The organism is Marinomonas aquiplantarum, assembly GCF_003314975.1.
Classification (GTDB): Bacteria; Pseudomonadota; Gammaproteobacteria; order Pseudomonadales; family Marinomonadaceae; genus Marinomonas; species Marinomonas aquiplantarum.
The window spans coordinates 56,888-70,389 of record NZ_QNRF01000010.1; the positions used below are offsets into that span (position 1 = coordinate 56,888).

14 protein-coding genes are annotated in these 13,502 nt (G+C 45.0%); 1 reads left to right on the forward strand and 13 read right to left on the reverse strand.

Annotation, left to right across the window (positions count from 1 at the left end; all coding sequences use genetic code 11):
- Positions 1-18: 18 nt before the first annotated feature.
- The 9 genes from DFP76_RS15575 to DFP76_RS15615 form a co-directional block, all read right to left on the reverse strand.
- A complete protein-coding gene (locus DFP76_RS15575) occupies positions 19-579 on the reverse strand; it encodes an SPOR domain-containing protein (protein WP_113875529.1) in 561 nt (186 codons plus the stop codon).
- Positions 576-1,826 (reverse strand): bifunctional tetrahydrofolate synthase/dihydrofolate synthase, encoded by a 1,251-nt coding sequence (folC, locus tag DFP76_RS15580; protein WP_113875530.1) that lies wholly within the window; start codon positions 1,824-1,826, stop codon positions 576-578. Before folC ends, DFP76_RS15575 begins: the two co-directional genes overlap by 4 nt.
- Before the next feature lie 4 nt (positions 1,827-1,830).
- Positions 1,831-2,700: an acetyl-CoA carboxylase, carboxyltransferase subunit beta gene (accD, locus tag DFP76_RS15585; protein ID WP_113875531.1), complete on the reverse strand. Its 870-nt coding sequence runs from the start codon at positions 2,698-2,700 to the stop codon at positions 1,831-1,833.
- 32 nt (positions 2,701-2,732) lie between these two features.
- Positions 2,733-3,539, reverse strand: coding sequence for a tryptophan synthase subunit alpha (trpA, locus tag DFP76_RS15590; protein WP_113875532.1), 807 nt, complete (start codon positions 3,537-3,539; stop codon positions 2,733-2,735).
- A complete protein-coding gene (gene trpB, locus DFP76_RS15595; RefSeq protein WP_113875533.1) occupies positions 3,536-4,747 on the reverse strand; it encodes a tryptophan synthase subunit beta in 1,212 nt (403 codons plus the stop codon). Before trpB ends, trpA begins: the two co-directional genes overlap by 4 nt.
- Complete coding sequence (locus DFP76_RS15600) at positions 4,740-5,357, reverse strand: phosphoribosylanthranilate isomerase (protein WP_113875534.1); 618 nt, start codon at positions 5,355-5,357, stop codon at positions 4,740-4,742. The genes trpB and DFP76_RS15600 overlap by 8 nt, the downstream gene beginning before the upstream one ends.
- Positions 5,341-6,165, reverse strand: a complete 825-nt coding sequence (truA, locus tag DFP76_RS15605; RefSeq protein WP_113875535.1) for a tRNA pseudouridine(38-40) synthase TruA — start codon at positions 6,163-6,165, stop codon at positions 5,341-5,343. The genes DFP76_RS15600 and truA overlap by 17 nt, the downstream gene beginning before the upstream one ends.
- Positions 6,158-8,416, reverse strand: coding sequence for a FimV/HubP family polar landmark protein (locus DFP76_RS15610; protein WP_113875536.1), 2,259 nt, complete (start codon positions 8,414-8,416; stop codon positions 6,158-6,160). The genes truA and DFP76_RS15610 overlap by 8 nt, the downstream gene beginning before the upstream one ends.
- Before the next feature lie 190 nt (positions 8,417-8,606).
- Positions 8,607-9,329, reverse strand: a complete 723-nt coding sequence (locus tag DFP76_RS15615; protein ID WP_113875537.1) for an EAL domain-containing protein — start codon at positions 9,327-9,329, stop codon at positions 8,607-8,609.
- A gap of 275 nt (positions 9,330-9,604) precedes the next feature.
- On the opposite strand from DFP76_RS15615, the gene DFP76_RS15620 reads away from it, so the two are divergent.
- Positions 9,605-10,501, forward strand: a complete 897-nt coding sequence (locus tag DFP76_RS15620; protein WP_113875538.1) for an alpha/beta hydrolase — start codon at positions 9,605-9,607, stop codon at positions 10,499-10,501.
- A 200-nt stretch (positions 10,502-10,701) separates the two neighbouring features.
- On the opposite strand, the gene DFP76_RS15625 is transcribed toward DFP76_RS15620, so the two are convergent.
- From DFP76_RS15625 to DFP76_RS15640, 4 genes are all read right to left on the reverse strand, one after another.
- Positions 10,702-11,118, reverse strand: a complete 417-nt coding sequence (locus DFP76_RS15625) for a hypothetical protein (protein WP_113875539.1) — start codon at positions 11,116-11,118, stop codon at positions 10,702-10,704.
- 109 nt (positions 11,119-11,227) lie between these two features.
- Positions 11,228-11,317: an HNH endonuclease gene (locus tag DFP76_RS15630; RefSeq protein WP_113875540.1), complete on the reverse strand. Its 90-nt coding sequence runs from the start codon at positions 11,315-11,317 to the stop codon at positions 11,228-11,230.
- A gap of 119 nt (positions 11,318-11,436) precedes the next feature.
- Positions 11,437-13,083, reverse strand: coding sequence for a chaperonin GroEL (gene groL / locus DFP76_RS15635; RefSeq protein WP_113875541.1), 1,647 nt, complete (start codon positions 13,081-13,083; stop codon positions 11,437-11,439).
- Positions 13,084-13,142: 59 nt separating this feature from the next.
- Positions 13,143-13,433: a co-chaperone GroES gene (locus DFP76_RS15640; RefSeq protein ID WP_013796108.1), complete on the reverse strand. Its 291-nt coding sequence runs from the start codon at positions 13,431-13,433 to the stop codon at positions 13,143-13,145.
- Between the last annotated feature and the right edge of the window lie 69 nt (positions 13,434-13,502).

Here is a 13,502-nt window from a genome sequence, read left to right on the forward strand (position 1 = left end):
TGTTAAAGACAAGTGACATTAATTCACTGAATACTTCACTACAAGACCCGCTAAACCAAATTCTTTTTTGATGTCATCACGAATTTTTTTGGAGGTATCTCGTTTAAACTCAGGTCCAACAAAAACCTTATATAAAGAGTTTGTCGTCATACTGTAGGCGTCATAATTCGCCTTTTTCAATTTCTCAACTAAACGCGTCGCATTGTTTTTACTTTTAAAGGTGGCGATTTGAACAGCCCAACGATCTGCCACTTTTTTAGGCTCAGTCTTAGCCGTTTTTACGGGCTCTGGCGCTTTCACTTCTTGTTTAGGCTGCGTCGCTGACGGTGTAACAGACTTTGCAAGTGGAATGAGCTGAATGTCTTGCGGGGCTTTCTCGGCTTCTTCTGTCGCAATCTCTTGAGCCGACTTAACTGGTGCAATGTCTACCACTTCAAATGCCGGTGGTTCAGAAACCACCACCTGCATGTCCAATTCAGGTGGTCGCTCACCATCTAACACTAATGGCAGCACAATGGCGGCAGACGCTACCATCAAGCCCGCGCCAATCAAACGATAAGTCAAACGTCTGTCAATCATAAATCATTCTTTCCCTTGGCGAATTGTAGATAGTCAGAAACTGTGACAAAAGACCCAAAAACAACCAACGAACGCCCTTCTTGTCTTGCTTGTTCAGTCGCACTGATCAAAGCACTAGCCATGCTAGAGTAGCACCGAGCACTGACCTCAAGTGGCGTCAAATGCGTCACCAACTCTTGCGCTTTTGCACCTCTAGGCCCTGCCAAATCAGTACAATGCCAAGTCGAAAAAGAATTGGCAAGAATGGACACGACTGAGGCAATGTCTTTGTCATGCAACATACCACACACCGCAATGGGTTGCGTATCAAACGCAGCTAATCGCTGTTGTAACTCAATAGCAGCCTCTGGATTATGGGCCACATCAATATACACATCAGGTTGCTGAGATACCTTTTGAAAACGCCCTGTCAATTCGGCACTGGCAAATAACGCTGCCAAATCGGATGCCTTCGGCTCTAACCCCATGTAGGTCAACACCGCCACGACGGTGGCGGCATTTTGCAATGGCAAAGACGGAATCGGCAGATCATCATATTGATGTTCGTCATTCTGCCAAGACCATGTCTTTTGTTTAGCCGAAAACTGAAAATCAACGCCTTTTTGTTTTAGCACAGCGCCAATATCAGCAGCGGTATCCGCAATCCCCTTAGGCGGGGTTACAACACCACTAACTAACAATTTTCCTTCACGCGCGATACCTGTTTTTTCACAAGCAATGACATCAATATCATCACCCAGCCAATCAACATGATCGAGTGCAATGGACGTCACTACCGCTACATCCGCATCAACCATATTCACCGAATCAAGTCGTCCGCCTAAGCCTACTTCCAATACCCAGTAATCCAGTTCAGATTGGTCAAACACCCAAAGGGCAGCCAAGGTACTAAACTCAAAATAGGTTAACGGGATATCTGCACGCAACTGCTCGATCAACTCAAACGCTTGGCAAATCAAAGCGTCTTCACAAGGCTGGTTGTTTAGGGCGATACGTTCATTGAAATGAAGAAAATGTGGGGAAGTGTAGGTACCGACAGAATACCCTTGAGACACCAAATATTGGGTCAGCATGGCACAAGTGGAACCTTTGCCGTTGGTACCAGCAACGGTAATCACCTTATGCTTAGGGCGTTTTAAGCCCAGTTTTGCTAAGACTTTATTCCCTCTTTCTAGACCTAACTCAATCTCAGAGGGATGTTGGCTCTCAATGTATGAGAGCCAATCCGCTAATGACGTTGGCGTCATTTAATTATGCAACCTTGTGTTTGGTCAACAACGACAATACATTAAACAAGCGATCACGCATTTCATCACGTTTGATAATGGTATCCAACGCGCCTTTATCCAATAGGAATTCACTGCGCTGGAAGCCTTCTGGCAACTTCTCACGAACTGTTTGCTCAATTACACGAGGGCCAGCAAAACCGATCAATGCGTTTGGTTCAGCAACGTTCAGGTCACCTAGCATTGCCAACGAAGCCGATACACCACCGAACACTGGATCTGTCATCACAGAAATGTAAGGAATTCCTTCTTGCTTCATGCGCTCAAGACCGGCACTGGTTTTGGCCATCTGCATCAAAGAAATCAAAGCTTCTTGCATACGTGCACCACCACTGGCAGAGAAACACACCAATGGGATACGCTTTTCAAGACAAACGTTTACAGCTTGAATAAAGCGCTCCCCCACGATGGCACCCATGGAACCACCAAGGAAACTGAATTCAAACGCCACCGCCACTACAGGCATACCGTTCAATTCACCCTGCATCGCGACCAAAGCATCTTTTTCGCCCGTTGCTTTTTGAGCATCGGCAATACGATCTTTGTAGCGCTTAGAGTCTTTGAATTTCAATTTGTCTTCTGGCTCTAGGTGCGCACCAATTTCAGTACGACCCTCTTTATCTAAAAAGATGTCCAAACGACGACGCGCATTGACACGCAAATGATGATTACACTTAGGGCAAACATCCAGATTTTTTTCTAACTCTGGGCGATACAAAACGTTTTCACATTTTGGGCACTTCTTCCAAAGACCTTCTGGCACAGAGCCAGATGATGTACGTCGTGATTCACTACGCACAATGGAAGGTACAAACTTATCTAACCAGCTACTCATTTATTTCTCCATACTTCTGTATTTGCTGCCACTCAGGCGTCCATTTCACTACGCATTGGAGTCAAAATTGCCCCCAGAGCGTCAGCTATATATTCTTTTTGTTGATCTTTATTTTCAGCAATGCAGTTCACTAATACGCTGCCGACAATGACACCATCAGAGCAACGACTCACGGCGGCGGCAGTTTTTGCATCGCGAATGCCAAAGCCCACCCCAATAGGTAAAGATGTCACACTACGTAGGGTATCTACATGCTGTTTAACACTGTCCACGTCCAACTCACTGGAGCCTGTTACGCCTTTTACTGAAACGTAATAAACATAACCAGACGCCAAGTCGCAAATTTTCTTTGCTCGCTCAAGTGTGGTGGTCGGTGACAATAAGTAAATCAGATCAATCTCATTTTGTCGGAAGCATTCTACTACATCTGTCGCCTCTTCAGGAGTCAGATCTACTAATAAAACGCCATCTACCCCTGCTTCTTTTGCTGCATCGGCAAATTTTTGATAACCAAAAAACTCAATCGGGTTTAAATACCCCATCAAAACAATTGGGGTCGTACTATTGCCTTGTCTAAACTCAGCAATAATTTCCAATACTTTTCGAACACTGGTGCCCGCCGCTAAACTGCGCTCACAGGCAAGCTGAATAACCGGACCATCCGCCATCGGATCAGAGAACGGCATACCAATCTCGATCACATCTGCACCCGCATCCACTAAAGCATTCATAATGGTCACTGTATGCTCAGGAGATGGATCGCCTGCCGTGATGTATGGAATGAGCGCCTTTTTACCAGATTTTTCTAAATTTTCAAAACATTGCTTTATGCGACTCATACTTCAATCCCATCCAATTCAGCAACCGTCAAAATATCTTTATCGCCACGCCCAGACAAATTTACAACAACGACTTGGTCTGGAGACATGGTCGCCGCGAGTTTCATACCATAAGCCACAGCATGACTGGACTCCAATGCTGGCATAATACCTTCAAGGCGCGTTAAGTCTCGGAACGCATCCATGGCTTCATCATCATTAATGGCCACATAATGAGCACGACCCACATCTTTTAACCAAGCATGTTCTGGTCCTACACCTGGGTAATCCAACCCAGCCGAGATAGAATGAGTACCGATAATTTGCCCATCATCGTCTGCCATGACATAAGTTCGATTACCGTGCAGGACACCTGGACGACCAGCAGATAACGGCGCAGCGTGACGCCCAGTTTCAAGACCATCACCACCCGCCTCAACACCGTACATGGCCACAGACTCATCCTCAATAAAAGGATGAAACATTCCAATCGCATTAGAACCGCCACCAACACAAGCGACAACCGCATCAGGCAAACGCCCTTCATGCTCAATACATTGCTGCTTCGTCTCACGGCCAATAATCGCCTGAAAATCACGAACCAACTTAGGATAAGGATGAGGACCTGCCGCCGTACCTATGATGTAAAAGGTATCATCCACATTGCCAACCCAGTAACGCATGGCCTCATTCAACGCGTCTTTCAGAGTTTGCGTACCGGACTCAACAGAAATCACTTCTGCGCCCAACAGCTTCATACGATAGACATTAAGAGACTGACGACGGATGTCCTCTGCGCCCATAAACACTTTGCATTTCAAACCAAGACGAGCCGCCACCGTCGCCGAAGCCACACCATGCTGCCCAGCCCCAGTTTCCGCAATAATATTGGGCTTACCCATATGTTTCGCCAATAAGGCTTGACCTATGGTGTTGTTAATTTTATGCGCCCCTGTGTGGTTCAAATCTTCACGTTTTAAGTAGATCTTCGCCCCACCGGCTTTTTGTGTCAGACGTTCAGCAAAGTACAAAGGTGAAGGTCGCCCAACGTAATGAGCCAAATCGTAATCAAACGCGGCTTGGAAATCCGCATCCTTTGATAAGGTTTCATACATTTTCGACAAATCATCCAATGCCGACATCAGTGTTTCGGAAACAAACACACCACCATAATCACCAAAACGCCCATGTTCATCCGGCAAATTGATATGATCTTTCTTGCTATCCACGTTTTGCTCCCGTTATAAACTCTGTCACTTTCAAATTATTTTTGATGCCTTTTGATTGCTCAACACCACCACTCACATCAACCGCATAAGGTGACACTTGAGTCACCGCTTGAGTGACATTATCTGGCGTTAAGCCACCCGCCAATACAATAGGTTTAGGCAAATCACTGGGTATCAACGACCAGTTAAAGGTTTCACCTGTGCCACCTGGAATTCCTTTCTTATAAGCATCCAACAGAATAGCACTTGCGCTGGGGTATTGTGACACATTGAGGGCAATGTCATCACCCTCTTTCACCCGTAAGGCCTTCATATAATGACGCTGATAAGACACGCATTCAGCCTCAGTTTCATGGCCATGAAATTGAATCATCCAACGGGCACTGGAGCCAATAACCGACTCAATCAGACTTTTTCCCGCGTCAACAAACAACGCCACTGGCACCACGAATGGCGGCAACTGAGCCACAATATCATTCGCCACATCAGGGCTGACATAACGCGGGCTTTTTTCATAAAAAACAAAGCCCAAAGCATCCGCGCCCGCTTCACAAGCCGATAGCGCATCCGCTAAATTAGTAATTCCACAGATTTTAACTCGACAACTCATAACGGGACTCGTCTACAAAGGGTAAAAAATGAGGGCCTAATTTGCACACAGGCACATTAAAATGTTTTGGGTATTCAGCATCAACAAAATACAAACCGTATGGCGGTGCAGTAATACCGCCTTTCGCTCTGTCTTTAGCATCTAATACTTGTTGTGCCCATTCCAGCGGCTGCTCACCAGCACCTATCGTCATCAACACACCGGCAAAGTTTCGTATCATGTGATGCAGAAAAGCATTCGCTCGTACATCCAAAACGATGTACTGACCCAATTGATGAACGTCAAAATTCAAGATGGTTCGAACTGGTGTATTGGCTTGACAACCAACCGCACGAAAAGACGTAAAATCATGCGTACCAATAAAGGTCGCAGCGGCTTGTCGCATGACATTGACATCAAGTGACTTGTAAGTCCAAGTCACTCCTTTAGCCAAAATAGCCGGACAAAAATCTGCTTGATAGATCACATAACGATAGCGGCGACTTAAAGCACTGAATCGAGCATGAAAGTCATCCTCTACATAACGGGCCGCCACAACGGTAATATCATCAGGAAGGTATGTGTTAACACCCAAAGTCCAAGCTCGCTCATTTCGCTCCGCTTGAGTCTCAAAATGCACAACTTGCGCACTGGCATGAACACCTGAGTCTGTGCGCCCTGCGCATACAACTTTTACCGTATGATTGGCGATCACAGACAAGGCTTTTTCTAAATTTTCTTGAACACTTGGAACATCAAACTTTTGGGCTTGCCAGCCCTTATACGCTGAGCCGTTATACTCAACGACCAGTACTACTTTCTTAGTCACTTGGGAACATGCGCTCCATCATACTTTGTGCTTCGGCAATTTGCTGTTCATTACCGGATTCAACCACATCTTCTAAAATTACACGAGCACCTTCTTCGTCACCCATATCCATATAGGCTCTTGCCAGATCAAGTTTGGTTGCAACTTCATCACCACTGGCATCAAAGAAATCAAACTCTTCTTCATCATCACTTATTGCTTCATCCGAAGCCGCTTCAGCCTCACCAAAAGCTGGCACATCGATCTCTTCGACCTCGTCCTGCATTTCAGCAAGTGTTTCTTCAATAGAATTTTCCACACTGTCGTCTGGCACACCATTGAAGATCGCAGATTCATCTACATCTTCTTGCTCAGTGTCTTCTAACAAATTTGAAACAAAAGACTCTTCTTCACTGTCAATTTGAAGATCGTCTGGTGCGGTAAATTCGGATAGATCGTCTTCCGCTTCTGCTTCTGGTTCATCCAAAGAATCAAATTCATCCAGTTCAGGCTCCATGGTTGGGATATCATCACCATCAAACGCCTCTTCAGCAGAACTCTCTTCATCGGCCAAATCCAATACAGGATCAGGCAGATCATCGATATCTTCGAACCCAGGAAACTCTTCTTCAGGCTCATCAGCATTTTCAAGAATGTCTTCTGCAGCCGCCTCTTCCTCAAAGCCCATATCCATGTCATCGGCTACTTCTGGGAAATCAGTTGAAGCAACCTCTTCATCAAAAGCATTAAAATCCTCAGGCTCGTCTTCAGGGGTATCAAAGTCGAATGCAAAAGGGTCTTCTTCTGCTAGCTCTTCTTTCGCTTCTGGCTCATCAATAGCTTCATCTAACGCCACCGCCGCAACCGGTGCTGCAGCCACTGCTGCGGTAGATAAATCAAATTCATCCTTTTTTGCGCTGTCGACATCCTCAATTTGTTTCTTACCCGAGCGGCGCATAATTAAGCCGATCAAGAAACCCAACAGAAGCAATACGCCGGCGCCAATTGACAAGATGATAGGATTACCAAAAATGGTATTCATCAAGGAGTCCGCTTCCGCCTGTTCTTTCTCGCGGCGAATTTGGTCGGCTTCCAAAAGCTGATCGACGGTATTTTTTTGCTCTTGTAACGCCTGTTGAGCACTGGCGAATTGCTGCTGCAACTCTGCCATTTGTTTATCTTTTAGACTAATTAGCTTTTCAAGGGTTTCTAATTGTTTATTGAGGTCCGTTAGCTTGTCAGACAGCTCGCCTTTTTCACGCTTCTCTTTGTCTAGCATTTCTTGTGACGCGGACAACTCACTCTTCAACGAGTTAACCATCGCACTGTTGCTGTCACCAGCATTAGAACTGGAGTCTTTTTCTGGCAACACACTTTGCCCGGCCGCCAAAGTAAGTTGGTCGCCTGTTTTTTCAGCGGCAGTCGCGGCAGGCTTAGCTTCAGCTTGAGTATTAAGTTGTGCTTGCTCAACGTTTCCTTGATCACCCTTCGCGGCTTTCAAAGCCATCCAAGCATCATGCTGACGCTGAAACTCAGCTTTGGAAACATTGTTATTAAACAGGGCAATTTGCTCTTGTGTCGGCAGGCGCAATACCGCACCTTCCTTGAGCAAGTTGATGTTGTCAGAATAGAACGCGTCTTTATTCAACGCCTGAATCGCCATCATCGTTTGATAAATGGTCAATTGATTAGTAGGACGATTGCGACCAGCAATAGACCAAAGAGTGTTCCCTTTGACCACATCAAGTTCCGCTTGAATAGGCATGTTTTCAGCCGCAGCTGTTGCCTCAGCAAACGTTGATGTGTCCGTTGTTTGATTACTTGCAGGCGCAGATGTGACAGGCGCAGCTTGTACTACCTCACTTTGCGCTTTATCTACCAACGCCGTTTGATTTAGCGGCACTTGGTATTCTCGCACCACTTGACCACTCGGCCAACGAGCAGCTAACACAAAATGCAACTCATCCACCATCAGTGGACGATCAGAGGAAACGGAAACGACAAAGTCGCCATTTTCTTGTGCCACATCAAACTTCAGTTGAGATAAAACACGCGTTGGCATAAAGCCAGCCTGACGAAATTCACTTTCGCTGCCTAAGCGCACCAAAATATCGTCACTGGTTAATGCGCCCACATCAGAAAGCTCAATTTTCCCGCGGTATGGCTCATTTAAGCTTGACTGCGAGGTTAACTCACCCAACTCTAGCGCGTAACTGCTGGAGACATATAAAGCTCCAGACACAGCAATACTGACGAGGGTTTTTCTGAGCATAAGCTTCCCTTTATTTACGAATAACGGACACAAATATTAAACAAGTATCTTACACAGGTGAGCATTTATCAATAGCTTTAGAATCAATGGTTTGGACTAAATGAGTTAGGCTGACTTTTTCGCTCAATATTTACACAAAAGACGCATTCTTAAAAAACGAATGACCGCTCTAGAATCCCCTCTCAAAAAGCTAAGCCCACTCCGATATAAAGCGCTCTTTAAAATAAAAACCTTGTACATAATCCACCCCTATCTGATGGGCAAATACCAAGTCTGATTCTTTTTCCACCCCTTCCAATACCACTTTTTTGCCAGTCACCTTAGCAAAGTCGATCATTTTTTCGACGAACACCATAAAATTAGCATCTAATCTTTGTTCTAGCACACATTTATCCAATTTAACCCACTCAACCAATTGCAACACAGCAACCGACAACATAGATTTAGGGTTACATAAATCGTCTAACGCCGTTCTAACACCCAGCTTATTAAATACCTCAATCATCGACAGACTCATCAAGGCATCACTCATTTCTGAGTTTTCAATTAACTCAACAATCACCCGATCTTGATCATAATCCTGGATTAACTCTATGAAAGGGTTATCTTCGACGTCTGTTCCACACGCATAAAAAGCATCCTGATCCAGATTAACAAACACCCTTTGTTGGCGAGATAACCCATCAAGCTGAATGCGTTTTTGCGCTAATTCAACCTGCAACAATAATAATGGATTGTCATGCAAAGCAGCATAGACAAAATCAGGGCGAACCAAACCACCATCCGCCATTTTAAAGCGCGACAATGCTTCATAGGCATACACATCGCCACTTTTTAATTCCACAATAGGTTGAAACTCTACACCAAAGCGCTGTGACTCAATTAACTCTAACAACTTTCGATTGGACAACATTCTATAAACGCCACACTTAACCACTAAAAATAGTTAATGATAATGATACTCATATAGATAAAAGGCAAGGAAATCTGCCCTAAAAACGTATTTTTATAAATGTTTTCATAATGTTAGCAGATAGAAACCGATCAAATTATCAGCACCCTAAACATCAAAATTGATGAATCAGACTCGCCACAAATGTAAAGAAGTGTCTAGCAACTTTGAGAGCCAATTGAGAAAAGATATCATTTCCCCAACATAACTATGGACTCTCAACCTAAGAGGAACGCATGAAAAAGCTACTTAGCGCACTCACTCTCACCGTCATCACTCTAACTAATGCCAACGCCACTAACACTGGGCAAAATCATTACACCGTTGAAAAAAACATTCCCTTCAAGCAAGTTAATGACAAAGACATCAAACTGGACATCTACCTCCCCACCATTAAGACCGACCAAAAACATCCACTATTGGTCTGGGTTCATGGTGGCGCGTGGAAACGCGGCAGCAAAGACGCCATTCCTAACAAAAACCCACTACTCCTAAATTCAGTATTAAAAGAAGGTTACGCTTTGGTCTCGGTTGATTATCGACTCAGTGGCGAAGCCAGCTTTCCCAGCCCTGTGCAGGACATTAACGACGCCATCAACTTTATTCACAAACATGCGGACAACTACAACCTAAAAGCCGATCAATTGGTGATGATGGGGCGATCCGCTGGCGGACATCTAGCGGGATTCATCGGCGCAACAAACGCCGCATACGAAAAAGTGGATTTTTACGCTCAACCTAACTACAAAGTCAAAGCGGTCGTCAGTTTCTTTGGCCCTACTGACCTACTTGCTATGGGCACCAAAGGCGGTAAGAAAGTCGGCCCAAGGTCCTCTGTTTCCATGTTTCTTGGTAGCGCCCCCACCGACAACCCTGAATTAGCCAAACAAGCCTCTTCCACCAGCTACATCAATGCTGAGTCTCCCGCTTACATTCAACTGCACGGCGATCAAGACAAACGCGTACCTTTATCCCAAAGTGAGAGCCTCAAAGCCTTGCTGGATGAATACGGTGTCGACAACGAACTATACGTAGAACAAGGCGTCGGCCATAGCGCTCGCATCTTTGACAGTGAAAAATACGTACCTACCGTCATGGCGTTTTTGAAAAAGCACTTTCCAGTGAATCAATAAACCTTATTGACCTTCACAACAAAAAAGCCCCGCTATCTCCCGATAGCGGGGCTTCGTTTTTCAGCTAAGCTGAGTGTTTGGGGGATGATGTCGGGTAAGGAGCAGTCATTACTGACCGCCCACCCCTAAGAACCGTAAGTGTAAGTTTCCCTGCATACGGCTCAAGGCTTTATAAGGCTAGCGAGCTAGACCAGCAGTTTTTAAGCTTCATTACTAGGAAAAAATCTTTCCGCTAGATCAGTCAACTCCACATTAGAAATAAACTCAAACTCTTCACCCTCTGGATAACTCACAGATATAAGCGCAAGATTTTCAAGATAATCCAATTCAGCTTGACTAAGATCATTTTGCCTATTTCTAAGGCGTATAATACAACTACTGATGCCCTCCTTACTTAGCTTATACTCGTCATACTCTGAAAAGAGCATTTTGCGCCCTTTTTTGGTAAGACGAATATCTGCTATCCCATTCATTTCAGATTCATCATGCCTCACCAGACCAGATTCCTTAAATGTGATCAACCCCTTATCTTTCATATCTTTACAGATAATTAATGACTTATGGTCATCCTTCCTAACACTGGTTAGATCTTTGTCGTATATACGCTTTAATAACATTAATCACCTCACAATTTAGCCACCTCACCATAGAGATTCTGGCAAATATTAAAATATCAACTCAAAAAACCAAAAAACCAAAAAAATAGTTTTAAAAAAAATTATGAGTTTAGCGATGACAATTAGGATGCAACAACTGCAAGTTATCCAATTTGTCACTTCCATCCTTATGACGCTCTATCAAATGGTGAATATTCAAACCTGCTTCAGATGCAAAAAGCTGGTCTCAACATAGACATTATAAATAAACAAAAAAGCCCCGCTACCTTTCGGCAGCGGGGCTTCGTTTTTCAGCTAAGCTGAGTGTTGGGGGGCTGATTACATCATGCCGCCCATGCCACCCATTCCGCCCATGCCACCCATGTCAGGCATAGCAGGAGCGTCTTCTTTTGGAAGATCAGCAATCATAGCTTCAGTGGTGATCATTAGACCAGCAACAGAAGCGGCTGCTTGAAGCGCAGAACGTGTTACTTTCGCTGGATCTAGGATACCCATTTCCAACATGTCGCCGTAAACACCAGTCGCTGCGTTGTAACCGTAGTTACCTTCGCCTTGCTTCACCTTGTCTACCACTACAGACGCTTCGTCACCTGCGTTAGTCACGATCTGACGCATTGGCGCTTCCATAGCACGAAGTGCTAGTGCAATACCGACGTTCTGATCTTCGTTGTCACCTTCTAGGTTAACAACTTTCGTCAATGCGCGGACTAGAGCAACACCACCACCCGCAACAACACCTTCTTCAACAGCTGCGCGAGTCGCGTGAAGTGCATCGTCTACACGAGCTTTCTTCTCTTTCATCGCTACTTCAGTTGCAGCACCGATCTTGATAACCGCAACACCGCCGGCCAATTTCGCTACGCGCTCTTGCAATTTCTCTTTGTCGTAATCAGAAGAAGAGTTCGCGATTTCAGCGCGGATTTGCTCAACACGAGACGTGATGTTTGCTGCATCGCCAGCACCGTCAACGATAGTCGTGCTTTCTTTTGTCAAAGTAACACGCTTCGCTGTACCTAGCTGCTCAAGAGTTGTACCTTCTAGGCTTAGACCCACTTCTTCAGAGATCACAGTCGCACCTGTTAGGATCGCAATGTCTTCCAACATCGCTTTACGACGATCACCGAAACCAGGCGCTTTCGTTGCCGCCACTTTCACGATACCGCGCATGCTGTTAACAACCAAAGTCGCCAAGGCTTCACCTTCAACGTCTTCCGCAATGATCAATAGTGGACGAGAAGCTTTTGCAACACCTTCCAATACTGGTAGCAAGTCACGGATGTTAGAGATTTTCTTATCAACCAAAAGGATGAATGGGTTTTCAAGTTCCGCACTCATAGTTTCTTGGTTATTGATGAAGTAAGGAGATAGGTAACCGCGATCGAACTGCATACCTTCTACTACGGCTAGTTCGTCTTCGAAACCAGAACCTTCTTCTACCGTGATAACACCTTCTTTACCAACACGCTCCATAGCTTCTGCAATGATTTTACCAACAGACGCGTCAGAGTTTGCAGAGATAGTACCTACTTGTTCAACCGCACGAGTGTCGGCACAAGGAGTAGACAAAGCAGCGATTTCAGCCACAACAGCCTCAGACGCTTTGTCGATACCACGCTTAAGATCCATTGGGTTACGACCCGCTGCAACTGATTTAAGCCCTTCTGTTACCAAAGCTTGTGCCAATACGGTTGCTGTCGTTGTACCGTCGCCCGCTACGTCGTTTGCTTGTGACGCAACTTCTTTCACCATTTGTGCGCCCATGTTCTCGAATTTGTTTTCCAATTCGATTTCTTTCGCAACGGTCACACCGTCTTTTGTCACTAATGGCGCGCCGAAAGATTTTTCGATGACAACGTTACGACCTTTAGGCCCCAAAGTTACTTTCACCGCATCGGCTAGTACATTAACGCCTTTCAGCATTTGCTGACGTGCACTGTCTCCAAATTTAACTTCTTTAGCTGACATGCTCTAATACCTTTTAACTGTTTTAATGTTACAAAAATAAATAGGAAGGATAAGATGAATTAGGCTTCAATAACGCCGTAAATTTCATCTTCTTTCATGATAAGCAGTTCCTCACCGTTGATTTTCACTGTTTGGCCTGAGTATTGACCGAAAAGAACAGTGTCACCAACACTAACAGCAAGCGCACTTACATCGCCATTAGACTGAATACGGCCAGTGCCCACAGCCAAAACCTCACCTTGTGTTGGTTTTTCTGTAGCAGATCCAGGTAGGACGATACCAGATGCGGTTGTTGTTTCTTCTTCTTTACGGCGAACAACGACACGATCGTGCAAAGGACGAATATTCATCAATCATTTTCTCCAATTAAAACAATACCAGGACTCCCCTGGCAGGACTTATCTCGCTCAGTTGCGAGA

Coding starts and splice junctions, on each gene's coding strand:
- DFP76_RS15575 (WP_113875529.1), bottom strand. CDS start 579: ATGATTGACAGACGTTTGACTTATCGTTTGATTGGCGCGGGCTTGATG.
- folC (WP_113875530.1), bottom strand. CDS start 1,826: ATGACGCCAACGTCATTAGCGGATTGGCTCTCATACATTGAGAGCCAA.
- accD (WP_113875531.1), bottom strand. CDS start 2,700: ATGAGTAGCTGGTTAGATAAGTTTGTACCTTCCATTGTGCGTAGTGAA.
- trpA (WP_113875532.1), bottom strand. CDS start 3,539: ATGAGTCGCATAAAGCAATGTTTTGAAAATTTAGAAAAATCTGGTAAA.
- DFP76_RS15600 (WP_113875534.1), bottom strand. CDS start 5,357: ATGAGTTGTCGAGTTAAAATCTGTGGAATTACTAATTTAGCGGATGCG.
- DFP76_RS15610 (WP_113875536.1), bottom strand. CDS start 8,416: ATGCTCAGAAAAACCCTCGTCAGTATTGCTGTGTCTGGAGCTTTATAT.
- DFP76_RS15615 (WP_113875537.1), bottom strand. CDS start 9,329: ATGTTGTCCAATCGAAAGTTGTTAGAGTTAATTGAGTCACAGCGCTTT.
- DFP76_RS15620 (WP_113875538.1), top strand. CDS start 9,605: ATGAAAAAGCTACTTAGCGCACTCACTCTCACCGTCATCACTCTAACT.
- DFP76_RS15625 (WP_113875539.1), bottom strand. CDS start 11,118: ATGTTATTAAAGCGTATATACGACAAAGATCTAACCAGTGTTAGGAAG.
- groL (WP_113875541.1), bottom strand. CDS start 13,083: ATGTCAGCTAAAGAAGTTAAATTTGGAGACAGTGCACGTCAGCAAATG.
- DFP76_RS15640 (WP_013796108.1), bottom strand. CDS start 13,433: ATGAATATTCGTCCTTTGCACGATCGTGTCGTTGTTCGCCGTAAAGAA.